15 protein-coding genes and 1 pseudogene are annotated in these 24,334 nt (G+C 71.6%); 11 read left to right on the plus strand and 5 right to left on the minus strand.

Annotated elements, in window-relative coordinates; genetic code table 11:
* Nucleotides 1-585: 585 nt before the first annotated feature.
* Together ABH926_RS29665 and kynU are read right to left on the minus strand one after the other, a co-directional pair.
* Nucleotides 586-1,905 carry a tryptophan 2,3-dioxygenase gene (locus ABH926_RS29665; RefSeq protein WP_370369146.1) on the minus strand — a complete coding sequence of 440 codons (1,320 nt, stop codon included), beginning with the start codon at nt 1,903-1,905 and terminating at the stop codon, nt 586-588.
* A 217-nt stretch (nt 1,906-2,122) separates the two neighbouring features.
* Entirely contained in the window at nt 2,123-3,391 is a 1,269-nt protein-coding gene (gene kynU, locus ABH926_RS29670) for a kynureninase (RefSeq protein WP_370369147.1), read from the minus strand.
* Nucleotides 3,392-3,615: 224 nt separating this feature from the next.
* On the opposite strand from kynU, the gene ABH926_RS29675 reads away from it, so the two are divergent.
* Both ABH926_RS29675 and ABH926_RS29680 read left to right on the plus strand, forming a co-directional pair.
* Complete coding sequence (locus ABH926_RS29675; protein WP_370369148.1) at nt 3,616-4,428, plus strand: phytanoyl-CoA dioxygenase family protein; 813 nt, start codon at nt 3,616-3,618, stop codon at nt 4,426-4,428.
* Complete coding sequence (locus ABH926_RS29680; protein WP_370369149.1) at nt 4,425-5,423, plus strand: AraC family transcriptional regulator; 999 nt, start codon at nt 4,425-4,427, stop codon at nt 5,421-5,423. Before ABH926_RS29675 ends, ABH926_RS29680 begins: the two co-directional genes overlap by 4 nt.
* On the opposite strand, the gene ABH926_RS29685 is transcribed toward ABH926_RS29680, so the two are convergent.
* Both ABH926_RS29685 and ABH926_RS29690 read right to left on the minus strand, forming a co-directional pair.
* The gene (locus ABH926_RS29685) at nt 5,381-7,465 is read right to left on the minus strand and encodes an FUSC family protein (RefSeq protein WP_370369150.1); all 2,085 of its coding nucleotides are present in this window, start codon (nt 7,463-7,465) and stop codon (nt 5,381-5,383) included. The genes ABH926_RS29680 and ABH926_RS29685 overlap by 43 nt on opposite strands.
* 10 nt (nt 7,466-7,475) lie before the next feature.
* Nucleotides 7,476-8,171, minus strand: a complete 696-nt coding sequence (locus ABH926_RS29690; protein WP_370369151.1) for an RBBP9/YdeN family alpha/beta hydrolase — start codon at nt 8,169-8,171, stop codon at nt 7,476-7,478.
* A gap of 388 nt (nt 8,172-8,559) precedes the next feature.
* Between ABH926_RS29690 and ABH926_RS29695 the strand changes: the two genes are divergently transcribed.
* The 5 genes and pseudogenes from ABH926_RS29695 (at nt 8,560) to ABH926_RS29715 (ending at nt 14,668) form a co-directional block, all read left to right on the plus strand.
* Nucleotides 8,560-9,639 carry an L-histidine N(alpha)-methyltransferase gene (locus ABH926_RS29695; RefSeq protein ID WP_370369152.1) on the plus strand — a complete coding sequence of 360 codons (1,080 nt, stop codon included), beginning with the start codon at nt 8,560-8,562 and terminating at the stop codon, nt 9,637-9,639.
* A 20-nt stretch (nt 9,640-9,659) separates the two neighbouring features.
* On the plus strand, nt 9,660-11,276 hold the full coding sequence (locus tag ABH926_RS29700; RefSeq protein WP_370369153.1) for a hypothetical protein: 1,617 nt from the start codon (nt 9,660-9,662) through the stop codon (nt 11,274-11,276).
* A gap of 119 nt (nt 11,277-11,395) precedes the next feature.
* A complete protein-coding gene (locus ABH926_RS29705; RefSeq protein ID WP_370369154.1) occupies nt 11,396-14,164 on the plus strand; it encodes a hypothetical protein in 2,769 nt (922 codons plus the stop codon).
* Between the two features lie 12 nt (nt 14,165-14,176).
* Nucleotides 14,177-14,260 (plus strand): annotated as a pseudogene (locus ABH926_RS29710) (transposase); the annotation flags it as partial.
* Nucleotides 14,261-14,314: 54 nt separating this feature from the next.
* A complete protein-coding gene (locus ABH926_RS29715) occupies nt 14,315-14,668 on the plus strand; it encodes a hypothetical protein (RefSeq protein ID WP_370369156.1) in 354 nt (117 codons plus the stop codon).
* 12 nt (nt 14,669-14,680) lie between these two features.
* Here the strand turns inward: ABH926_RS29715 and ABH926_RS29720 are convergent, their stop codons facing one another.
* Nucleotides 14,681-19,057, minus strand: a complete 4,377-nt coding sequence (locus ABH926_RS29720; RefSeq protein WP_370369157.1) for a hypothetical protein — start codon at nt 19,055-19,057, stop codon at nt 14,681-14,683.
* On the opposite strand from ABH926_RS29720, the gene ABH926_RS29725 reads away from it, so the two are divergent.
* The 4 genes from ABH926_RS29725 to ABH926_RS29740 all read left to right on the plus strand — a co-directional run bounded on the left by ABH926_RS29725 (nt 19,056) and on the right by ABH926_RS29740 (nt 24,209).
* Nucleotides 19,056-19,205, plus strand: a complete 150-nt coding sequence (locus ABH926_RS29725) for a hypothetical protein (protein WP_370369158.1) — start codon at nt 19,056-19,058, stop codon at nt 19,203-19,205. The genes ABH926_RS29720 and ABH926_RS29725 overlap by 2 nt on opposite strands.
* Nucleotides 19,206-19,356: 151 nt before the next feature.
* The gene (locus ABH926_RS29730) at nt 19,357-20,682 is read left to right on the plus strand and encodes an esterase/lipase family protein (RefSeq protein ID WP_370369159.1); all 1,326 of its coding nucleotides are present in this window, start codon (nt 19,357-19,359) and stop codon (nt 20,680-20,682) included.
* 109 nt (nt 20,683-20,791) lie between these two features.
* Nucleotides 20,792-21,748 (plus strand): LysR family transcriptional regulator, encoded by a 957-nt coding sequence (locus tag ABH926_RS29735; RefSeq protein WP_370369160.1) that lies wholly within the window; start codon nt 20,792-20,794, stop codon nt 21,746-21,748.
* A gap of 133 nt (nt 21,749-21,881) precedes the next feature.
* Nucleotides 21,882-24,209, plus strand: coding sequence for a M9 family metallopeptidase (locus ABH926_RS29740; RefSeq protein WP_370369161.1), 2,328 nt, complete (start codon nt 21,882-21,884; stop codon nt 24,207-24,209).
* Nucleotides 24,210-24,334: the final 125 nt, after the last annotated feature.

Here is a 24,334-nt window from a genome sequence, read left to right on the forward strand (position 1 = left end):
GACAACCCCGCCTGTGGGAAGGGTTCCCGCGCCTTGTGCACACACCGTCTGGCCGCCGCTGTGCCTCGCGAAGTGGACCCCGTTCACACCACAGGCGGGGGTTGTCCCGGATTCCCCGTCGCGTCGGCGGTGCTTGCACAACCATCCCGGACTGGGCGGTGTCCAGCCGCACGGCAGACGACCACAGCAGCGTGTGATCCGGCTTGACACCGCCCAGGCCGGGATGGTTCCCTCCGGGCGACGATGCGACGGGGGATCCGGGACGAAGGCGACCACAAGCAGCGTCCGCCGCCAGCCAGCGCGGCCCCCACCCCCCGGAGCGAGGCCGCTCGCCGCGCAGGCGCCGCCGGAGGCGCTCTTGACTGTGGCTCTTGATTTTGACTGTGGCAGTAGACCCGACCACCCACCCACACCACCGCCGCCCCCACCCAACCCGACCCGCCACCGAACTGCGCCACCAGCGGATCCGTCTTCAACCCGCGCGAAGCCGTCAAAGAACGCCTTTGACTGTCAACCCGCGAACAAACCGCACCTGCCAAGCCCCAACCACCCCCACAGGGCGCGTCGAATCTCCAGACCGGACCACTAGCAGTCCGGGTCGGTCTTCTGGAACACCGGCACGGCGCGCACCTGCTTCAGATACGGCGTGCCCTCGGTGTACCCGGTGCCCGGCCGGTCGCCGAGCATCCGCACCGCCAGGCTGTAGTGCGTCTGACGCCACTGCACCACGCGCGCGGCGAAGCCGTGCAGCGCGCCGGTCAGATCCCGGCGTTCGGCGGGTGTCAGCTCGCCGTCGCGGCAGGCGAGCCAGACCGCGTCGTCCAGGCTCGGCGGGCCCTGGAGTATGCGCTCGCGCAGCTCGGGCACCGACCGGTAGGCGGCGGAGTCCAGCCGGTCCTCGTCCGGGATCCGGCACAGCGATTCGACGAGTTTGTAGTTGCGGGACTGGATGGCGCTGGCGCCCTCGGTGTAGCGGCGGAACTCCTGGAACGAGGCGACCTGCATGGTCGCCAGCAGGGAGAACAGCCGGAAGGACTCCTCCAGCCCGGCCTGTGCGTTCCGGACCTCGGCCGCGGCCGTGCGCGGGCGGCCGATCGCGAGTGCGGCCAGGGCCGCGCGCAGGCGCACGGCCAGCAGTGCGAAGCGGGTCTCGAAGGCTTGCAGGACCCTGATGAACAGGTACTCGTCGTGCGAGATCCACACCGGCAGGACCGTGAGGCCGACGACGCGGCGCTCCTGCGGCGAGGCGTCGGCGCGCACCCGCGCGCAGATCCGCCGCGCGGCGGCCAGCAGGTCGTCCTGCGGCCCCGGCCGCAGCGCCGGCTCCAGGTCCCGTGCCAGGCCCAGCCGCTCCAGCGCCGGGCCCAGGGAGCGCAGCCCGAGCCGGCACCGCTTGGCCGCGACCGCCGGGTCGGGCCGCAGATGCGGGAACAGCGCGGTGTGGCCGTCCAGGGCGGCCAGCTCGAAGGCGAGCGCGTCGGCGCCGAGCTGGACCAGCAGCCGGTCGTGCTGCCGCTGCGCGCTGCCGCCGGTGGCGGCCTCCAGCGGCGCCGGGCCGCCGTCGGGCATCGGCAGCAGGCTCAGGGCCAGGTAGGTCTGGTAGTCGTAGCGCTCGTCGAACTTGTCGAGCAGGACGTCCAGGAAGGCTGCCAGCACCGGCGCCTGCGGATCGGTGTCGGAGGTCTTCGTGTCGGAGGTCTTCGTGTCAGAGCTCTCCGACAGCGCGGAGCGGGCCACGTCCAGGTGCTTGAGCAGGCTCGCGGCGACGAAATGCTTGCCGACCCGGTGGTAGGCGCCGACCACGGGCAGGTACGGGAAGCACGCCGGGACCGGGGCCGCCGACCACGCCGCCAGATCCCGTTCCAGGCCGGGCTCGTCCATCGACACCGCCGCCGACATCGCCATCCGCCTCCGCTCACAGTCCGCCCCGGGGCGGGTCCGGATTGTCAGTCAACGGTGGATCTCAGGGCTCGACCAGCCCGGGATGGGCGCCCCGTCGGAGCGGTCGATCAGGGCCGCTGAAGCGCTCAGGTGCCGGGTGTTCAGATACCGCGGTGTTCAGATACCGCGGTGTTCAGATACCGCGGTGTTCAGATACCGCGGTGTTCAGACGCCGAGGCGCTCAGGTGACGATCCCATGCCGCCCGAAGCGCTCGTCGCGCCAGGACTGGGAGGCCAGGATCTCGGCCATCGCGTCCATGGCATCCCAGACCTCGCAGAAGCCGGTGTAGAGCGGCGTCAGCCCGAAGCGCATGTGGTCCGGGGCGCGGAAGTCCCCGATGATCCCCCGCTCGATCAGCGCCTGCACGATCTGGTACCCGTGCTCGTGCCGGAAGGTGACGTGGCTGCCGCGCCGGCCGGCCTCGCGGGGCGTGGCCAGGTCCAGGCCGAGTTCGTCGCCGCGGGCGATGACCAGCTCGGCCAGGGCGAGGCTCTTGGCCCGCACCTGGTGCAGGTCGATGCCCTCGAACACCTCCAGGGCGGCCAGGAGCCCGGCGAAGCTGAGCATCGGCGGGGTCCCGGCCAGGAACCGCCCCACGCCCGGCACCGGGGTGTACCCGGGCTCCAGGGCGAACGGGTCGGCGTGCCCCGACCAGCCGAGCAGCGGCTGGTCGATGGAGTCCTGATGGCGCGACGCGGCGTAGAGGAAGGCCGGCGAGCCGGGGCCGCCGTTGAGGTACTTGTAGGTGCATCCGACGGCGAAGTCCACGCCGCAGGCGTCCAGCTCGATCGGCATCGCGCCGACCGAGTGGCACAGGTCCCAGATCATCAGGGCCCCGTGCCGGTGCACCTGCTCGGTGATCGCGGCCATGTCGTGCAGGCGCCCGGTGCGGTAGTCGACGTGCGAGAGCAGCACCGCGGCGGTGTCCGGGCCCAGCACGGACTCCAGGTCCGGGCCGTCCTGCCCGATCAGCCGCCGCCCGCTGCCGGGGACCAGCCGGCCCACGCCCTCGGCGATGTACAGGTCGGTCGGGAAGATGTCGAGCTCGGACACCAGGACGGTGCGCCCGGGGCGCATCCGCAGCGCGCTGATCAGGATCTTGAAGAGGTTGACCGACACGGAGTCGCAGATCACGGTCTGCCCGGCGGCGGCCCCGATGAGCGGGGCCACCCGCTCGCCGATGGTGTGCGGCATCGGGTACCAGTCCACGCCGTTCCAGCTGCGGATCAGGCCCTGCCCCCACTCCTGCTCGATCATCCGCGTGACCCCGGCCATGGTCCGCCGGGGGAGCGCGCCGAGAGAGTTGCCGTCGAAGTAGACGACCCCCTCCGGCAGGACGAACTCGTCCCGGATCGCGGCCAGCGGGTCCGCGGCGTCCAGCGCGGCGCACTCGGCCCGGCTGGCCGGCGGCGCGGCGCTCTTGGTGGGGAAAGTCGCGACATCCTGCACCGGCGTACTCCGATCTCTGCTGTCGGCGGCGGGAGTCGGGCTGCCGAGCGGTGATTCACGGTAGCGAGGGCGACAGGGTTCGAATACGCCCGATCGGCGCGGCCGGTCGGGGCGGTCCGGCTGGGGCCGCCGCCGGATTCGGCGGGTGTAGCCTGTCCGGATTCCCCACCCCCGTGGCCGGGGAACCGCTCTGCGATCACCGCCGCCCCACCTACCGTCGAGACATGGCCGAACAGCACATCCAGGACGCACCCGAAGCCGCCGCCACCACCGCCGCGCGCTACCCGATCACCGACGCCGATGTCCGTTTCTACCGCGAGAACGGCTACCTGCTCGTCAAGGGGATCCTCGACGCCGGCGAGGCCGCCGCGATGCGGCAGGAGTGCCACGACCTCCTGGGCCGTCTCAACGACACCGAGGACCCGACGTGGGGCAGCGCCCGGGAAGCCGCCGGCACCGCCGCCACCCGGCTGCGGCACTGCCACGACACGCAGTTCCACTCCGCCGCCTTCGCGCAGCTGCTCGTCGACCGCCGCTTCACCGACACCGCCGCGGCCCTGAACGGCAGCCCCAATGTGCAGCTCCACCACACCAAGATGTTCGTCAAACCGCCGGAGAACGGCTCGCCGTTCCCCATGCACCAGGACCACCCGTTCTTCCCGCACGCCAAGGACACGGTCGCCGCGGCGATCTTCCACTTCAGCGATGCGGCGGAAGAGCACGGCTGCGTCCGCGTCGTGCCGGGCAGCCACCTCGAAGGCCCCTTGGAGCACATCGAGGACGGAAGCTGGCACCTGTCCCCGGACCAGTGGCCGCTCGGCGACGCCGTGCCGTGCCCCGCTGAAGCCGGCGACGTGCTGTTCTTCACCTACCTCACGGTCCACGGCTCCGGCCTGAACACCTCCGACCAGGAGCGCGTCACCTGGCTGGTGCAGTACCGCGACCCGGAGGACCGGCCCGCCAACGACGACCACCAGTGGTCCCTCGGCCAGGGCATGATCCTGCGCGGCGTCGACCCCACCGGCCGCCGCCCGTGAGCACCGGCGGCGGCGAGGCGCGCGGCGCGGACCCGACGGCGGCGGACGGCCTGCGCCGTTCCGGGGCGGCCCTGCGCCGCCTGCGCGCCGAACGGATCGGGGTCCGCCTCGCCGGCCGCCGGATCGAGTTCGTCGACTGGGGCTTCTACGCCCCCGAGCCGTGGCGCAACTTCCCGCACGTGCACTCCTGCTACGAGCTCTGCTACACCTACGCCGGGCACGGCACGTTCCGGGTCGGCGGCACCGAGCGGCCGGTCGGGCCGGGCGAGCTGTTCCTGGCCCGGCCCGGCGACGTCCACGACATCGTCGCCGACGACGAGGACCCGATGGGCATCGTCTACTGGTCCTGGGCCGTCCTCCAGGACGGCGGTACAGGGAACACGACTGCTGACGCCGCCGCCCTCATGGAAGCCTTCACCACCGGGGAGAACCGGATCGCGGAGGCCGCCGACAGTCCCGTCCCGCAGATCCTGCTGCTGCTCGCCCGGGAGGCCGCCGACCCCGGACCCGGCAGTGCGGAGATGATCGGCTCGCTCGCCTCGACGCTCGTCGTCGCGTCCGCCCGCGCCCTCAGCGAACCTCCTTCACGCCTCCCGGCTCGGCAGGCTCCCGCCACCCCGGGCGGGCCGACCGTGACCACGATGGTCCGCTACCTGCACGACAACTACCACCGGCCGGTGCGTATACAGGAGGTCGCCGCCCAGGTGCACCTGAGCGAGCGCCACGCCGCCCGGCTGTTCCGGAAGTACGCCGGCTGCACCGTGCACGCCTACCTGGCCCGGTGCCGCTTGGAGGCCGCCGCGCAACTGCTTTGCGACCCCGGACACCGCGACACCCCCATCGGCGCGATCGCCCGCTCCTGCGGCTACCTGGACCGCCGGCACTTCAGCGAGTCGTTCCAGCGGCATTGGGGTGTGTCCCCGGCGGACCTGCGGGCCCGCGGCGGGACCACTCACCTGGCCGTATCGAGCGTGATCAACAGTTCCTGCAAGTGATTCGCCTCGGCGGCGAGGCGGGTGACGTCCCGCAGGATCGGTGAGGGCGTGCCGTCGGCTGCCGCTCGCCATTTCTGCAACGCGCTGTCCAGGTCCGTCGCGTCGACGGTCTGGCCGTGGCGGACCTGCGAGGCGGTGGCGACGAGCGCGTCGCGCAGGGTGTGGGCGAACGCAGTGCCCGCGGGCCGGGGCGGCTCGTCGTCGGCGGGCCGGTGCGTCTGCAGGACGACGGCCGCCTCGAACAGGCGGGCCAGCGCCCGGTGGGCCCGCGTGAGGCCCTCCCGGCTCGGTCCGCGGTCGCGCACCGGCTCCTGGGCGGCCGCGATCGCCGCCGACTCCAGCGCCAGGTACGCGTCGCGCGAGTTGAGCAGGGCCTCGCGGGCCCGCCTGCGGCTGCCCCGCCCCGGCACGGCCACCGCCTCGATCGCGCCGGCCGCGTAGACCCCGGTGGTCTCGATCAAGTCGGCGAGCCGGCCGGCGAGGGTGACCGTCTGCCAGGACGGCCACAGCGCGTAGGAGGCGAAGACGATCAGTCCGCCGAACAGCGTCAGCGCGACGCGTTCGCGCACAGTGCTGGCCAGGGCGAGGCCGTCCATCGACAGCAGGAAGACGATGTAGGCGGTGATCAGGGTGCTGGCGACCAGATAGCCGGACTGCATCACCAGATACAGCGCGCTGGTGCACGCCACGGCCAGCAGCGCGGCCACCCACGGCCCGGGATGGGAGAGCTCCACGACGGCCGAGGCGAGCGCGACGCCCACCAGGGTGCCGGCGAAGCGTGCCACGCCGCGGCTGAAGGTCTGCGAGAAGTCCGGGCGCATCACCATCATGACGGTCAGCGCGGCCCAGTAACCGTGCTGCACGTTCAGCAGCTTGCCGACCCCGTCGGCCACCGCCACCACCACGGCCACGCGCAGCGCGTGCCGCCGGATCGGGGAGTCGCGGCGCAGCTCGTGCCGGATGGTGCGGCCGGCCTCCGCCAGGCGCTGGCGGATGTCGGGCCGGGTCAGGATGCCCCGGCGGTTCGGCTCGCCCTCGCCGCCCTCACCGGTCTGCCGCAGCACCGCGTCGATCTGCGTCAGCAGGTCGATCAGCTTCTCGGCCGCGTCCCGGGCCGCCTCCCCGACGGTGCTGTCGCGGGCCGCCCGCTCCATGGCGGTGAGCAGCGCCGTCGACGGCGGCGCCACCGACCCGGTGCGGATCGACGCGGCCGCGGTGTCCAGCACCCCGGCCGCGGCGTCGAGCAGGTCGCGGACCTGCGTCTGCTCGCCCTCGGGCCGCCGGCCGCCGGGCCGCGCGAGCGCCGCCAGCACGGCACGCACCTCGTCCATCAGCACCCGGATGCCGGACAGCTCCGAGGGCCGGCGGCGCGCCTGGCGCGGGGTGAGCGTCGCGGCGGCACGGGCCTGGGCCAGCGCGTTCGGGTCGAAGACCGCGTCCGGGTCCCGGCTCAGGCGGCGCGCGTAGTCGGCCACCGAGGCGCAGGCATCGGCCAGCGCGCCCCGCTGCGCGTTCCAGGAGCGGTCGGGCCAGACCACCACCAGGACCACCTGCACCGCGGCGCCACCGCCGATGAGCAGCGCGAACTGGACGGCGTCCCCGAAGTCGCGCGGCGGCCGCGCGATCGTCAGCATCACCGGCACGGTCATCGACGCGGCGATCCCCGGCGCCGCCCCCAGCGCCCAGAACATCGCGGCCCCGAACGCCCACACCGCGAGCACGAGGACGAACAGCACCGGCCAGGGCGCCACGGCATTGCCCGCGAACGCACTGGCGAACAGCCCGAGCGCGGTCACCGTGGCCAGCCCAGGCCCGCGCCGGTACCCGGGCAGCACACTGGTCATCCCGGTCAGCTGCGCGCCGAGCGCGGGCAGCACGGCGTGCGCCGGACCGAGCCAGGCCAGCGCCCCGAACAGGGCGATCGCCACGCCCAACCCGGAGCGCAGCGCGGCCGACGGGTCGTTGAACGCCCGCTCGACCCGCATGCCCGACCGGGAGGCCGTCTTGATCGAGCGGTACCACGCCGCGCCGAGCCCGCTCATGATCTCAACCCTAAGGGCCGCCCACGGTTCCGGGCTCGGCGGGCCGGGGCTCGATCCGGGCCCGCTCGTCCAGACACCAGGCGAGCATCGAGGGCCAGCTCCCGTACCCGGCGTCCATGTCCAGATGGCCCTGGCCGGGCATCAGATCGCTGACGATGCCCAGCGGCCGTCCGTAGAACACATCAGCGCCCTCGGGGCAGTAGCGGTCGTTGTCCGAATGGACCAGCCGGGCGTGCCGGGCACCGATGGGCACGCCGTCCCACAGCTCGCGGGGCCGCACGGCGCTCCCCGCCTGCGGGGCGAACGACGCGATCTCGGGGATGGACCTGACCACCGGGGGGCTCGGCGGCGCGACCAGCGCGAGCCGGTCGACGTTCACGGCCTCGGCGAACTGCGTGGTGGCGCGCAGGTGGAGCCAGGCCAGGCACCCGAGACTGTGGCAGACCACGGTCTGCCGGGTGCCGCGGGTCGCGTGCAGCGCCTCGACGATGGCGTCCACCCACTGGCCGGGCTTGGGCTCGTCGGGGTCGGGGAGCTGCGGGTACTCGACGTGGTGGCCGGCCGCGCGCAACTGCTCGGCCAGCCAGTGGTGCCAGTGGCCGGCCGGGCGGCGGTTCTGCCAGCCGTGCAGCAGCACATAGCTCTGGGGGAGTCCCGCCGGATCCGCGTCGGTCCCGTGCGGTCGCACATCGGCTTGCCCGCTCACTTGCCACCTCTCGCATGTCCCTCTGAGCTGCCGCGTCGCGGCTGCTCGCAAACTACATGGCCCGCCTGGCCGGCATGGGGATGCCGTCGGTGTCCATACCGGTGTCTATGACGATGACGCGCGACACGGCGTAGGCGGTTCGGCGGTAGCGAGGGGGGTGTGCGAGCGCCCCCGGCGTCTAAGTGCTTTCCCCCGCCGCTACCACTCGTCCGAGTGCCCGAAATGGCGTGTACCTCGCCGTACACTGCATACTCTCCGTGAACAGCGACTCACGGAAACCGCTGTGAGCCCTAGTCAGGGTTCTTCGATGCTCGCTATGCTGCGTCACACAACTTGTGGCGCTCCGCATGGATCAGGGGAGGCGGGAGCGTCGCGGGGAGGGGGTGCCATGTCCGGGCCATCGGGCCTATCACCGATGACCGGCGGCTTTCCGGGGGACCGGGCCGCCGGGGTGTGGGGGGCGAGCGACACGGGTCGCCGCAACCTGCCGTTCTTCGAAGATCCGGCGCACAGCGAGCTGATTCTCGCGCACGCCGATACCGGGTTCCTACCGTTGAAATACGCCTATGCCGGCAGCGCGGCGTTCACCCATGCCGCGCTGGCCTCGACCGAGGGCTACCACTCGGTGGTCGGGACCGCCGAGTTGGAGGTCGGCGTCCTGATGGAGGCGGCGCGGGGAGCGGCGCCGACACAGGTCGCCGAGATAGGTCCCGGCACCGGTGAGCACACGCTCGCGTTCTTGACCCTGCTCCAGGAGGCCGCCGCCGCCGAGCGTGCGCGCGGCACGGCCGAGTTCCCGCTTCCGCCCGATGACGCGCGGCAGGCGGGGTTCCGTTACCTGGGGCTCGACTTCAGCAGCACCCTGCTCACCATGGCGCGGGGCTGCCTGGCCACCGGGCTGGCGGTCGACGGCGTCCCGTTCGGGCCCTTCGACGTGCGGACCGCGCTGTGGGACGTGGAGCAGGCCCGGACCGACCGGGTCGGGGCCTGGCGCCGGGACTCCGGGCCGGTCCTGATGTGCCTTCTCGGGCACACGCTGGGGAACCTCGGCGATCCGGTGGGGGCCCTGCGGCACCTCGCCGCGTCGGCGCGGCCGGGCGATCTGCTGCTGGTCGGATTGACGCTCTATCCGCGGGACGCCTCTCCGGACGCGATCCTCGCCCCGTACCTGAACGACGTGTTCACCGCGGCGGTACTGGAACCGCTGCGGGCCGCGGACTTCGGGGCCGAGGACGTCCTGTTCGAGGTGCGGCGCCGTGGCCGTGCCGTCGTCGGGGACGTCACGTTCGCCCGCCGCGTCGACAAGAGCGGCCACACCTACCGTCCCGGGCAAAGGGTGCAGTGCTTCTTCAGCACGCGATTCCTGCCGAACGAGGGGCTCGAGATCGTCAGACAAGCCGGCTGGACAGTGCAGTCCTACGCCATCGACCAGCCCGCTGAGCATCTGGCCATTGTCGCTCGGCTCTAACGGAATCAGGAGTAGCAGCTATGGGCGCAGAGCATGATATGGCCGCGGTCGCGGCCGCGACGGTGGCCTCTCCATGGAGGCAGGGGGCCTTCACCGATTCGGCGTCGCGGATAACCGCCGCGCTCGCGGCCGCCCTCGACGCGCGAGACGCGCACCGCTCGAACTTCGACGGTGCCGACGACGAGGTGGTACGGCTGCCGGGGGAGGCGGTCCTGGAACTGATCCGGCAGTTGGTCGACAAGGTGACGGACAACGTCAAGCAGATCATGCCGCTGAACACCTCGTACGCGGATCTGGCGGAGACCTTCTACCGGCACCGCTCGAAGTTCCGCCTCCCGGCCGCTGACTCGGCCACGGAGTTCACCCAGGTGGTCAGCGAGACGCTGGCCGGGCTCGGCCGCAAGATGGAGCGCCTGTACCTGGTCCCGCCCGGCGGCCCGCGGTCCGAGGCGGTGCGCGACCGGCTGTCGGCCGATCTGGAGGGCGGGGTGACCTCGCGCTCGCTGTGGATCTCGAAGATCGACTCCGACGCGCCGGACCTGGCCAGCCAGACCCCCGTGTGCCCGGTGTGGATCGTCGACGGGGCGGCCGTGGTGTTCCAGGAGGCGACCGAGGAGGGCGCCTCGGTGTGGAAGGTCAGTGCCCGGACCGACGACGTGGAGCGGGTCCAGAGCCTGTTCAAGGAACTGTGGAAACGGGCCGCGCAGCCGGAGTCCGCCGTCGAGGACGAGATCGACCTGCGGGACCCGCTGTTGGTCAGCGCCGAGCAGATGGCCGGGAACGCCGCGATGCTGTGCACCGTCGGCAACGGCGACCAGCCCTGCGGCTGGTATCACGGCGCCTGGCCCTACCTGCGGCTGTTCGACATGGTCTCCACACCGCAGTGGCACCACAAGTTCTACCACGACCAGATCCTGGACCAGGTTCTCGACGCCCCCCGGCAGCTCCGCCGCGAGGCCCCCCGGGTCCTGATCACCGGCGCCGCCGACTACTCGATGCTGGCCTACGTGCTCGACGCCGCCCAGCGCGCGGCGGACATGGGGGTGGAACGCCCGACCGTGGACGTCCTGGACCTGTGCCCGACACCGCTGATGATGTGCCGCTGGTACGCCGGCCTGAACAAGGAGCGCATCCAGGTCCACGAGACGGACTTCTGCGATTCCGGCCAGGTCGGCGCGCTGCGGGAGGCGACCGGCGGCTACGACGTCATCGTCACCGACGCCTTCCTCACCCGGTTCAGCGAGGAGAAGGTCGCCTCCGTCGTGCGCAACTGGTACGACCTGCTGCTCCCGGGCGGGACCGTGGTGACCACGGTGCGCCTGCACGAGCTCGACAAGGCCGACCCGGCGCGGCCCGGGGGCGACCTGGCGGCCGCGTTCACCCAACAGGCCCGGCACTCGGCCCGCCGCTGGCGTCCGTACCTGCAGGCCAGCGTCGACGAAATCGCGGCGAATGCCTATGAATACGCCTGCCGCATCACGAGTACGGATCTCGGTGACGAAAGCGAAGTGTGCGGCCTGTTGGAACGCGAGCGTTTCGGTATCCTGAGTTCAGCCGTGAAGGATGTCCGCGGCGAGCTCCAGGGAACGGGATACCTCCAGATCGTCGCCCAGAAGCAGTGCGAGGCGGCGAAGTGAGGCCCGCCGCCCGCGAGGGCCGTGGTGAAGGAGTCCCGAACCGGAGTACCGCACCGCCCACGCCCGTGTCGGGGGGCCGTGGCGAACCGAATCAGTGAGCTTATTCGAAGGCGGGGACAGTGCCTGGCGCTGAGCAGTTCCTCAAGGAGTTCCGAGAGCAGAGCCAACAGCGCTTAGACACGTTGGACGTGTCGCCCCTCAACGGTTTCCCCGAGGAGCGCGAGCCGCTGTTCAGCTTCGTCAATGTCGACGATGGCGTGCGGGTGACGCTCAAGCGGCCGGGTGCTGACGTGCCGGGGATCAGCATGACGTTCACCGAGCCCCTGCTCCAGAACCTGGCCACGGCCGGCTTCGAGGCGTGGACGCTGGACGTGCTGGCGCTCTCGGTGGCCGCCGGGGAGGTCACGCTGCCGGCGCCGCCGCCGGCAGCGCCGACGCCGCCGACGCCGCCGACCACCAGGAGCTTCGGCAACGGCGTGCCGGACCTGGCGGAGTGGCTGCGCGCGCCGGTCGCGAACATCGTGGAGCTCACCAGGCAGGCCCAGATCAAGACCCGGCTGCTCACGGACCACAAGTCGGTGACCATCACCGGTCCGACCGGGTCCGGGAAGTCCACCCAGGTCCGGTACTGGGCGAAGCAGTGCCTGAGCCGCCCGGACCGGTCCGGGCTGGTCACCTTGAACCTCATCGACCCGCACGACGGTCCGGCCTCGGTCGTGGAGGCGCTGCTGCTGCAGCCGTACAACACCTGGTACCTGCTGGTCATCGAGGATATCCACCTGAACCAGGGCAACGCGCTGGCCATCTTCAAACTCGTGGACCGGCTCCGGAAGGAGGCCGGGCTGCGGATCTCGGTGCTGGCCACCGGCCGGGTCGACCGCATGGACCACATGCTCAAGCCGTTCGACGTCCTGGCGGCGGCGGCGAAACCGCAGACCGTCTTCGACCAGCGGCTGCAGGAGTACCCGGCGCTGACCGAGGACCAGCGGCAGCAGATCGAGGCGCTGTGCGGCAACGGCAAGGACCTGATGCTTTTGGGCTACGTCTGCGGCTACATGGACGAGCACGAGCTGGTCATGCCCGGCGACGCCGAACTGGTGCAGTACATCGGCAGCAGGCTGCGGCTGGACGACCTGACCGAGCAGTCGCATCGTGACGCGCTGTTCCACTTCGCGTGCATGGGGATGTTCGAGATCGACGTCCCGTCGGTGTTCGCACACACTGTGTTCCGGGACGCGATCGAGCCGCTGCGCCTGCGGAACCTGATCGAGCCGGCGGACACCTCCTTCCGGGTCCAGAGCCGCTCCATAGGCGCCCACCTGGCCCGCTACGCGATGCTGTACTGGGGCACCGGGCAGCAACCGGTGAGGCATCCGGCGCAGGTGGCCTGGGATTATCTGGTCGGGTCCGGGGACGAGGCCGTCAAGGCGGTCCTGGACCGGGTCTGGGACATCGTGGACCTCGGCGGTGCCGCCGGGATGGTGTCCCGGCGGATCACCAAGTCCTGGGACCGGCGGCGCGAGCTGGTCCTGTCGCTGGGCAAATACGTGGACCGCGATCCGGAGTGGGGGCAGAACGCGGCGTCGGCGGCGTTCGCCGCCATCGCGATGGCCCACCTGGACATGGCCGAGAAGTGGGCGCTGTGCGGCGAGTGGGTCCGGGACAAGTGGGAGTCCGGGGCGGATGGCGAGCTTCCGCACTACACCGGCGGCGAGCCGACCCGTGAGTACGAGGACTTCGTCAAAATGCGGGACTCCATGCGGCGCGCCAAGTTCCCCGACGACTTCGACCTGGATCGGACGCACCAGATCTGGATGGCCGCGGTCCTGCTGTGGATGGAGTCCACCGCGCCGGAGGCGGATCGCAGCGAAGCGCGGATCAACCGCCTCGCCGAGGCCGTGGTGGCCGCTCAGGACGCGCTCGGCTTCTACTATCCCTCGCGGGTCCCGTGGATGACCGCCCGGGTGCTGACCAGTCTGTGCGAGGCCGGCGAGGCGGGCGGCGCCGCTGCCCGCGCCGCCGCGAACTGGCTGGTCGAGCGCTCACAGCTGGGGTGGACCAGCGGTACCGGGAAGTGGAACACCGACGCGATGACGACCGCGATGTGCCTGATCGCCCTGCGCAAGCACGCCGCCGGCGCCAACCGGGCCAAGATCCGGGCGGGGTACGTGAACCTCGACGCCTTGATCCAGCAGACCTCCGGAACCCTGCCGGAGATCGACAAGGCCCTGTGCGCGGAGGCGTACTTGCTCAGTTCGGAGAAGCACCAGCAGGAGAAGGGCTACGAGCTGCTGGAGACCCTGCAGGACTGGCTGCACGACGAGAACGTCTGGAACGATCAGAGCCAGAACGCGCTGATCAACACCCCGCAGACGTTTGAGCCGGAGACCGAGAGCACCAAGCTGGCCTTCGTGGTCTGCCAGGTCGCCGCGTGCATCTGGCAGATGGTCAAGAAGGACCTGCCGCTGATGTTCGAGGACATCGCGCAGCAGTTCCGCATCCCCAAGCCCACGGCGGGGAACACCCAGAACGGGACGGGTACGTCGGCGAACCCGGTGCAGCCCCCGGTTCCGGTGCCGGACCCGGCGGCGGGCACCGTCACGGCCCAGACGGTGGACGCGGAGCTCCTGAGCCAGGCGCGCAGCAGCATCCCGAGGGTTGAGCGGGAGATCACCCGGAACATCGACAGCCGGGAAGAGGCCCTGCGCAACCGGAGCGGCCGCACGAAGCGAATAGAGGATCAGTACCAGGAGTGGACCGCCCGGAGTCTGCGGCTGGAGCAGATCAAGATACGCCTCGCGGCCGAACCGGTACCCCGGTCCGTGATCGCCGACCTGGACCAGCTCGCCGTCGAGGCGTTCGGAGACCGGTGGCGCCGGCTGCTCTGAGGCACCACGAACCACGGCGCCACGAACCACGGCACCACGAACCACGGCATCACGAATCACGGCATCACGAATCACGGCTCTGACATCGAGTCCTGATATCAACGGCGCGAGCGGCTGTCCGCGGCACCGCCGGATCCCTAGCATGGCCGCGTGATCCCGCTGATCCCGCCGTCGCTGCTGAACTTCCTGGCCGGTCTCGCCGCCGGCGCCGGAATCAATCTGCTGACCTCGATCGAGGGCGGCTCCCACTTCCCCCGGGGCCAGGTGGTCGTCGACTCCGGGCTCTGGATCCTGGACGCCATGCTGCTGGCCTACGCCGCGCATCTGGCCGAGACCGTGGAGCGGGAGGCGGCGCTGGCGTTCGACAACACGCTGAGCGCGGAGGAGAAGCGGGACATCATGCGCGACGAGGTGGACAAGCGGCGCCTGCGCTACCACGGGTCGATCGTCCTGGGGGTGGTCGGCATGGTGGTCTCGATGGTGCTCGTCCCCGGGATCCTGTGATCCCAGCTACTGCTACAGCTGCGGCAGGGGCTCGGGACCGCCGGCCCGCCGCGCGTCGGCCACATGGACCGCCCGCCCGATCCCCAGGACCCGCAGCAGGCGCTCCTCGGTCAGGTGGAAGCCAGCCGTCGCCATCTCCTCCGCCGAGGCCTCGGCCGACCACCGGTTGAGCTCGGTGCCGTCGGCCGGATCCCACATCCGGACGGTGCGGTCGGTGGACGCGCTGGCCAGGACCGGCCGGCCCCGAAGCGTTCCCAGGGCCAGGGCGTGGACCAGGCCGGTGTGGCCCCGGCAGACCACCGGGGCGCGCAGGCCCGCCGGACCCGCGCCGCCGCCGTCGCGCCCCGGTACCGGCAGCACGTGGATCACCCCTTCGGTGTCGCCGAGCGCCAGTACCGTGCCGTCGTCGAACTCCGCCAGGGCTCCCGAGCGCAGGGACGCGGCCTCGGCCGGCAGGGTCAGATCGGTCCCCTGCACCGGTCCCGGCCAGTCCCAGATCCGGACCCGCCTGCGCGCGATCGCCGCGATCCGCGCGCCGTCCGCCGTGCGTGCCGTCGCCAGCGCGCGGAACGGCGTCTGCTGCCCCGGACGTGCCAGCGTTATCTGTTTCTGGCCGTACAGCGGCCACAGCCGGACCGCGCCCTCCAGACCGGCGCTCACCCACGAGCCGTCGGGCAGGAACGCCAGTGCCTCGACGCGGCCCCCATGGGCCCCGGGATAGGACGTGGGCCGGCAGGTCACGCGGTCGTAGAGCTCGATCACGCCGTCCCGGTGCCCGGCCACGGCCCGCCGCCCGTCGGTGGCCACCGCCACCACTTCGCCCGAGTCCCGGGTCCATTCGTAGAGCAGGGTGCCGTCCCCGTGCCTGATCTGGACCGTGCCGTCCTCCGTGCCGAAGACGACGGTGATGTCGTCGTCCGGATCGGGGTCCGGGCCCAGACCCGCCAGGGATCCGATGTGCGGCGCCACGGCCACGGCGCGCACCGGGGCGGCGGCGGTGTCGCGCGAGGCGGGTGCCAGCCCGGTGCCGGTGCCGGTACCAGTGCCAGTGCTGTTGTCGGTGTCGGTGTCGGTGTCGGTGTCGGCGTCCGGGGCCGGGTTCCACAACCGCACCCCGGCGCCGCGGTCCCCGGTGGCCACCACGATCCGGCCCTCGAAGACGGCGGCGGCGACGGTCTCGACGTGCGTGGCCGACTGCAGCACGCGGTGCGAGCCGGTCGCGACGTCCCACAGCCGGGCGGTGCGGTCCTCCGAGCCGCTCACCAGCGCCTGCCGGCCGTACAGCCCGGCGAAGGCCAAGGCGCCGACGACCTGCCGGTGCCCCCGGAGCACCCGGACCCCGCCGGTGCGCCAGGCCAGGCCGCTGCCGTCGGGACCGTTGTCGGGCTCGCCGTCCACCCGCTCCGCGGTCATGACCTCGATGTCGCCGTGGGTGCGCGACCACGCGCACAGCACCCCCGAGGCGTCGGCCGTCACCGCCATGCTCCAGATCGGCTGGCTCGAGGTGTGCACCGCCGCCGGCTGCGCCGCGCCGTCCAGCGGCCACAGCCAGAAGTCGCCGCCGCCGGACCCGGCCAGCACCGGCTCGCCGTCCAGGTCCGTCCACGCCAGCAGCTCGACCGGTTTGCCGTACGTCACGCTGGTCCGCACGTCCCGGCCGAGGTCGACGACCGTGATCAGGGTGTGTTCGGCGACCGCGAGCAGATCGCGCCCGTCGGTCGTCCGGTGCAGCGCCATCGCCGAGACCGGCTGCGGGAAGTCCACGCTGTTCAGTTCCCGGTTGCCGGTCAGGGGCAGCATCCTGATCCGCCTGCCGACCGCGACCGCCAGGACCGGCTCGGCGCCGTGCAGGCCGACGATCGCGCGGCCGTCCAGCGCTCGCGGCCGGGGCACGGTCTGCTTGCGCGAGCTGGTCTTGACGTCCCACACGTGCAGGATCGAGCGGGACCCGGTGACCAGCAGGGTCTGTCCGCCGGCCGGGACCACCGCCAGCTCCGTGACCGGTTCGGTGTGTCCCTCGAAGGAGCGGTAGAACGGCTGGGGCTCGGCGATGCTGGTGATCCCGCTCCACAGCAGCCCGGGCAGGCCGCGCAGCTTGGTCAGCGCCTCGGGCTCGTACTGGCCGGCGCCGGTCTGCAGCAGTTCGGCGCGCCCGGCCGGGTCCAGCGCCGCCATCCGGTCGGCGAGCCGGTCGTAGAGCCGGGCCAGCGGCTGGTCGTCGAAGACGAACTCGGTCTGCTTGATCACGGCCGTGATCCGGTCCGGGTCGGCGTGCACCAGGAACCCGGGGTCGGCCAGCAGGCCGGGCAGGAGCCCGGCCTGCGCCGCGTGCGCCGGCAGGTGCCGGATCAGATACGGGTTGACCCGCTCCCAGTCCCGGTCGCCCTTCTCCCCGGCCAGCGCGAGCAGGGCCTCGGTGATCCGGTTCTGCCGCTCCGCCGGATCGTCGTCCCCGCGCAGGTAGCCGATGAACTGCTCGTGGTAGAGCCGGTACACCGGCTGCCCGCTCTCGGTGGCCTCGATCAGGTAGGGCGCCGCCAGCCTGATCAGCCGCTCGATCTCGGCGTCGTCCACGCCGGCCGGCGGACCCGCGAGCACGGTTCCGGGCGGGGGGACCAGCAGGGCCTCGGCGACCGCCGGCCACACGCCGGCCGCCGGCAGGCCGTTGCCCTCGGCCCAGGCCAGGGTCCGGAGCCGGTCCCGGACCCAGCGCTCGTCGGTGCCGAAGCGCTGCAAGTCGGTGTCGAAGGCCTCTTTGATGTCGGTGGAGAACAGGTCGAGGTTCTCCTGCCGCTCCAGGTCGAGCATGTACGGCTGATGGATCAGGACGTGGCAGAACACGCGGGCCGGGAGGAAGACCCCGCCGCAGCGCCCGGCCAGGATCCGGCCCGCCTCAGCGGCCTCGGCCCTGCCCTTCTCCGGGTCGTCGGCATCGCGGTACGGGGACGTCGGCGCGGTGCGCAGCCGCTTGGTGATGTACGCCGCGACGTCGTCCTGCCCGGCCGGGTCCTTCTCCAGGTCCCAGGCCTGGAAGTGGGCCTCGGCGATGAGCCGTTCGAGCAGGACGTTGACCCGCGGCCACGTTCCCTCCCGCACCGCCGACCGGCGCGTCCCCACCAGGACCTTCGCCCCGGTCGCGACCGCCGGCCGCAGCAGGTCGGTGACGATGCGCAGGATGTCGGCCGGCTGGGCCTCGTCGAGCGCGTCCAGCATCAGGGTGACCCGCTCGCCGGCGGTGGTCCGCCGGGCGATCTCGGCGGTGAGGTCCCGGACGTCCGCGGTGTCCGCGCCCAGCGCCCGGGCCAGGCCACTGACACACGCCGCGAACGTCAGCCCGCGGGCGTGCAGGCCGCCGGTGATCGGCCGCTGCGGCCACCGGACCGCGCCCTGCTCGTCCAGTGCCCCGGCCTGCCGGGCCGCCTCGCGGGTCCGCGGGTTCGACAGCACCGCGAGCCGGCCGAGCACCGCGCTCTTGCCGCTGCCGGGCGGTCCGGTCAGCACGAACACCCCCGGGCCCGGGTGGTCCAGGAACCGGCCGATCCGGTGCAGCGTCTCCCTGCGGCCGCTGAAGAACCAGCCCTGGTCCCCGAGCACCTCCAGGCCCCGGAACTTCAGCAGGAAGTGGTCGTCCAGATCGTCCTCGATGCGGTGCTCCGCGCCCTCGCGGAGCTCCATCTGCACCGGCGGCGAATCGGGGCGGTAGGCGGGATTGCGGAACACCTTGTGGGCGTCCGGCCGCCCGACCCCGGACTTCTTGAACCCGACGCGCTGGTTCCGGACCTCGGCGGAGTCGTACGCGTCCTGGATCGCCTGGGCGAACTCCTCCGGCGAGATGCGGGCCGAGAGCGGATCGAACTTCGCGGACACGGCCTTGCGCACCGCCGCCGGGAACACGCCCTCGACCGCCCGCTGGTCCTCGCGGGCCGAGGTGATCACCGAGATCTCCATCGCCTGCGCGTCCCGGCCGCCGAGCTCCCGCAGCGCCGCGTCGTAGCCCTCGATGATCTCCAGCGCGCCGCCGCCGGCATAGCAGGCATCGATCAGCACGATCGCGTTCGGGATCCGCTTGCGGGCGATGGCGGCGCCGAGATGGGCGGCGCGCACGGCCCGGGTGAGGCCGGTCACCTGGAGCGGCGCCGGCGTGTCCCGGCACAGCAGGTGCAGGCCGTCCATCCGCAGCTGCTGGCCGTGCCCGGTCCAGTAGAGCACCACCGGCGCGCGCCCGGGCTGCCATTGCTCGATGCGGGCCCAGACCTCGTCGAAGGCCCCCTTCGCGCCGGTCAGGTCGACCCCCGACGGGCCGAATCCGAGGCGGGCCAGCTCGGCCGCCGCCTCCCGGGCCAGCCGCCCGGCCTCGGGGAGCCGTGGGTGGTGGTCGAAGGTGTCCATGACGACCATGACCACGTCGCCGTGCGGCGACGGCGATGACGGCGATGACGGCGATGACGGCGATGACGGCGATGAAGGCGGCGATGACGGCCCGGGTGCCGGCGGTGCCGGCGGTGCCGACGGTGCCGGGGCGGCGCTGCCGGCATGATCGGCGCGGTCCTCGCTGTCTGCCATCCCATCCCCCCGGGACCGGCCGGATCCGCACCCTGCGGCGAGTGTGGCCGAACCCCCGTCCATCATCGCAGACCTCTGCAATACTCGGTCGTGGCGCCGTCTGTCCGCCCGGGGGAGGTATCCGCATGCCGGATCTGGTCGTCGTGGTGCCCGGGATCATGGGCAGCGTCCTCAAACGCGGCAACCGCGTCGTGTGGGACACCAGCGTCGTGACGGCGGCGCGCGGCATCCTGGACTTCCAGACCGTGGTGTCCGCGCTCGCCCTGCCCGAGCGGCTCGGCGACGACGCGCCGGACCCGGCGCACGTCCTGGAGCCGGCCGGACTCCTGCGCGGCTGGCACCTGATGCCCGGCGCGGGCTCCGGCCGGGGCTACCTCGGGATGGTCAAGCAGCTGCGCCTGCTGGGTCCCGAACCGCTGCGCGTCGCCGAGTTCGCCTACGACTGGCGGTTGTCCAACCGCTACACCGCCCGCCGCCTGAAGAGGTTCACCGAATCAGCCCTCGAACAGTGGCAGGACACCCGGCGGGACCCGGACGCCCGCGTCGTCTTCGTCTGCCATTCGATGGGCGGCCTGGTCGCGCGGCATTACGTCAACCAGCTCGGCGGCCACGAGCTGTGCCGGCGCGTCATCACCATCGGCACGCCCTACTCCGGATCGGTCAACACCGTACGCACCCTGACCGGCGGCTCCTGGATGCCCGACCGGCTGGTCGCCGCGGCCCGCACGATGCCCGCCCTGCACCAGCTCCTGCCGAGCTTCGCCTGCGTCCGCACGCCGCAGGGTCCTGCGACCCTGGCCGCGGCACCGCTGCCGGGCATCGAACCGTGGATGGCCGCCGACGCCGCCGATCTGCACGAGCAGGGGCACACCAGGCACGGCACCCCGCTGCACGTGTTCGCCGGGTGGCGCCACAACACCCGCGCCGGGGTCGAGATCACACCGGACGGCTTCGACTACCGCTGGACCTGGCCGAAGACCGGCGCCCAGGGCGTGGTCGCCGAGCGCGACCTCAGCGGCGACGGCACCGTCCCGCGCTTCGCGGCGATCCCGCCGGAATGGGCCGACGACACCGCCGTCGCCTACCGCCCGGTGCGGCACAGCGAACAACCCGAGGACCCGGACCTCGTGCAGAGCGTCTGGGCGAAGATCGAGAACCTCACCCCGCAGACCTTCATGGACACCGACACCGACCTCGGCGTCGACATCCCGGAGTACGTCCCGCCCGGCGAGCCGGTGGTGGTCCGGGCCCGGGCCGGCGCGCCGGACCTCAAGGTGGTCGTGACCGCCACCAGCCTCCGCTCGCCGACAGACGCGCAGACGGCCGAGGCCGATCCGGACGGCGCCGGCGGCTACCTGGCGCGGTTGGCGCTCGGCCCGGGCGTGTGGCACGTCGCCGTCCGCGTGGTCGGACAGCCCTCGGCGAGCGGGGACCTCGTCCTGGTCGGCTGAGCCCGCCGAACAGGTTTTCGTTACCCCTGCCCTTCTGGCGAGTCTGTCTAGAGAATCAGTAGCCGTACCATCCGCTCCGATCTCATCGGCAGACTGTTAGGGCTCGCTAATGGATCTCGAACTTCGCCACCTGCGGATCCTGTGCGCCATCGCGGACGCCGGCAGCGTCGCGCGGGCCGGGGTGGTTCTCGGCTACTCGCAGCAGGCGCTCAGTTCGCAGCTGCGCCGGATCGAGCAGTACTTCGGGCGGGATGTCTTCGAGCGCAGCGCCGCCGGGGTGCAGCCGACGCGGTACGGCCGGGAGATCCTCGCGCGGGCCCGGGACATCGTGGCGCGGGTGGACGCCATCGACGTGGTACCGGAGGCGGACGGGATGGCCGGGCGGGTGCTGCGGCTGGCCGCGACCAACTCGCCGGTGCTCGCCGGGATGACGGCACGGATCCGTGAGGAGTTCCCGGATCTCGCCCTGACCGTCAGCAGCGTCTATGCCTCGTCCGAGACCGTCGAGCAGTTGGAGAAGGGGGATCTGGACGCGGCGATCGCCGCCGACTATCCCGGCGCGGAGCTGCGGCACTCCGAGGCGATCGCGCACCGCGGCATCTTCACCGAGCCGACCTTCGTGGCGCTGCCGGCCCGGCACCGGCTGCGGCGCGGGTTGGAGGTGCGCCTCGCCGATCTGGCCGACGAGGCGTGGTTCCTGACCCCGGACGACGGTGCCGGCTGGCCGGGGGTGTTCTACGGGGCCTGCGAGGCCGCGGGGTTCACGCCGCAGAAGGTCCATGAGTACCTGGGCGACCGGGGCCAGCTTCAGGGGATGGTCGCGGCCGGGCTCGGGATCTCGCCGGTGCAGGCGACGTTCGACCCGGGTGCGGGAGTGATCGTCAAGGCGCTGGCGGGCACGCCGCTGTGGTGCCGCTACGTCCTGGCCTGGCGCCGGGACAGCATGCCGGAATCAATGGCCGAGGCGCTGTTCGCGGCGGCGTACGCGGCGCACCGGGAGCTGCTCGCCCGGTCGCCGAGCTTCCAGGCGTGGGCCTCGCGGACCTACACGAAGACGCATCCGTAGCGCCAGATGTTGTAGCCCCAACCCGAAGAGTGCTGTATCTCAGCCTGTTGCTCCTTATCCATCAGGGTGCCATGTTACGTACCACACAGCGCCTCCTTCGAAGGCGTACCGCCACCCCCTGAGGAGCCACCCCATGCGCAACCGATCACCCCTGCCCAGATTCGCGGCCGCCACGGTGGCGGCCGCGGGGCTCGTCGTGGGCTTGCTGGCCAACACCGCGACCGCGGCGCAGCACCCGAGCATCCACCAGCCGGCGGCCGACGCCCAGGTCGCCAGCGCCCAGGTCGCCAAGCACGCTCCACAGGTTCCGTCGCTGACCGGCGCCGACACCGGTGCCGCCTCCGCCGCGGCCGCCGACCGCACGACGCCGGTGCCCGCCACGCTGCGCGGTGCCCCGGTGAAGCTGGGCTCGACGACCGGATCGACAGCCGGATCGCCGACTCAGCACTCCGCGACCAAGGCGAACGCCCACGCCGCGGTCGTCCACAAGGCGGCGGTCACCTCCTGCACCACCGCCGACTTCTCCGGCCGCAGCGGTGCCGCACTGGTCTCCTTCATCGAGTCCGTCGACCCGACCGCCTGCATAAACCCGCTGTTCTCGTTGAGCGGCACCCCCGCGAACGCGGTCTTCAACGAGACCAACATGCTCACGGTCGCGAACGCCGTCGCCAGCTCGGCCTCGACCTACACCGGTGACGACTCCACCGGTCTCTATGAGCTGATGTACTTCATGCAGGCCGGGTACTACGTCCAGTACCAGGCCAACTCCGGGGTGCCGGCCTACGACGCCACGCTCAGCAACGCGGTCGTCTCCGGCCTGACCACGCTGTTCAACACCCCGCACTTCGGCGACGTCAGCGACGGCAACGGCCAGGTTCTGGGCGAGGCGGTCATCATCACCGACAGCGCGCAGGTGCAGAGCTCCTTCCTGAACACGTACAAGAAGATCCTCAACGCCTACACCAGCGCGTGGGACGCCTCCTACTACATGGACGGCTTCCTGAACAACGTCTACACGCCGCTGTGGAACGGCAACTGGAACCCGGCGTTCGTCACCGCGGTGACCAACGACTCCAGCATCGCGGACACCCTGAACTCCTTCGCGCGCAACCACGCAGCGCTGCTCGGCGGCTCCAACGACGTCCTGGACTCCAACGCCGGCAACGACCTGGCGCGTATGGTCGGGATCACGGCGCTCCAGACGAAGATCCGACCGCTGGCCAAGGGCCTGCTCGGCTTCGCCTCCATCACCGGCCCGACCGCCGACCTGTGGGTCCACGTCGCCTACCAGACCAGCCAGTACGACGCGTCACAGTGTTCGTACTATGGCGACTGCAACCTGCCCGCGCAGCTCACCGCCGCCTCGCTGCCGATCTCCTACAGCTGCAGCAACTTCACCATCATGGCCCAGGCGCTGACCGCGCAGCAGCAGACTGATGTCTGCTCCAGCGTGGCCAACGAGGTGCCCTGGTTCGAGAACCTCGACCACGCCAGCGGGCCGATCCCCGGGCAGTACTTCAACGTCAAGTTGGTCATCTACGGCAGCCGCGCCGACTACGTCACCTACTCGTGGGCGATCTTCGGCAACGACACCGACAACGGCGGTGAGACGATGACCGGCACGCCGTCGGACCCCAACAACGTCGCCTACTCCATCCTCTACCAGGAGCCGACGGACAACGGCTTCACGGCCGACGCCTGGAACCTGAACCACGAGTTCGCCCACATCCAGCAGTCGATCTACGACATGAAGGGCGACTTCGGGTCCCAGGTCGCGGTGAACGACGTCTGGTGGATCGAGGGCCAGGCCGAGTACGTGTCGTACACCTACCGCGGCGTCACCGACACCGAGGCGGTCGCCGAGGCGGCCAAGCACACCTACAAGCTCAGTCAGCTGTTCCAGAACAACTACACCGTCGACGACACCACGCGTACCTACCCGTGGGGCTACCTCGCCGTCCGGTACATGTTCGAGAAGCACCCCGACGTCATCAGCAGCATGCTCAGCCACTTCCGCACCGGCGACTACACCGGCGGGTACGCCGTCTACAACAACATAGGCACCGCCTACGACGCCGACTTCGACTCCTGGCTCAGCGCGGTGGCCGCCGGCGGCGGCACCACCACCCTGCCGGCCTGCACCGACCCGAACCCGCAGGCGATGGCCCAGAACTGCTCCCGGGCCAACCAGGCAGAGGCCACCGGCAACACCGACTACCTGTGGATCTACCTGCCGGCCGGCACCAGCACGCTGACCGTCTCCACCGCGGGCGGCACCGGTAACGCAGCCCTCTACTACGACCCCGACAACTGGGCCGGCCCGAGCACGTACACGGCGAGTTCGACCGGCTCCGGGACCACGCAGAAGGTCACCGTGACCAACACGGCGGCGGGCTACCGCTACATCAGCCTGTACGCGGTCAGCGCATTCAGCGGCGTCACGGTCTCCACGCAGTACTGACCACATCTGTACTGACCACATCTGTATCGCCACATCTCCGATGATCCGGGCCGGGCGGCCACGAGCCGCCCGGCCCGGGCGGTCGTTCCTTCCGTTCCTCCACTCCCTCCCGAGGTGACCTTCTT

The organism is Catenulispora sp. GP43, from assembly GCF_041260665.1.
Classification (GTDB): domain Bacteria; phylum Actinomycetota; class Actinomycetes; order Streptomycetales; family Catenulisporaceae; genus Catenulispora.

Coding starts and splice junctions, on each gene's coding strand:
- ABH926_RS29665 (WP_370369146.1), bottom strand. CDS start 1,905: ATGGCGATGTCGGCGGCGGTGTCGATGGACGAGCCCGGCCTGGAACGG.
- ABH926_RS29675 (WP_370369148.1), top strand. CDS start 3,616: ATGGCCGAACAGCACATCCAGGACGCACCCGAAGCCGCCGCCACCACC.
- ABH926_RS29685 (WP_370369150.1), bottom strand. CDS start 7,465: ATGAGCGGGCTCGGCGCGGCGTGGTACCGCTCGATCAAGACGGCCTCC.
- ABH926_RS29695 (WP_370369152.1), top strand. CDS start 8,560: ATGTCCGGGCCATCGGGCCTATCACCGATGACCGGCGGCTTTCCGGGG.
- ABH926_RS29700 (WP_370369153.1), top strand. CDS start 9,660: ATGGGCGCAGAGCATGATATGGCCGCGGTCGCGGCCGCGACGGTGGCC.
- ABH926_RS29725 (WP_370369158.1), top strand. CDS start 19,056: ATGACGACCATGACCACGTCGCCGTGCGGCGACGGCGATGACGGCGAT.
- ABH926_RS29720 (WP_370369157.1), bottom strand. CDS start 19,057: ATGGACACCTTCGACCACCACCCACGGCTCCCCGAGGCCGGGCGGCTG.
- ABH926_RS29730 (WP_370369159.1), top strand. CDS start 19,357: ATGCCGGATCTGGTCGTCGTGGTGCCCGGGATCATGGGCAGCGTCCTC.
- ABH926_RS29735 (WP_370369160.1), top strand. CDS start 20,792: ATGGATCTCGAACTTCGCCACCTGCGGATCCTGTGCGCCATCGCGGAC.
- ABH926_RS29740 (WP_370369161.1), top strand. CDS start 21,882: ATGCGCAACCGATCACCCCTGCCCAGATTCGCGGCCGCCACGGTGGCG.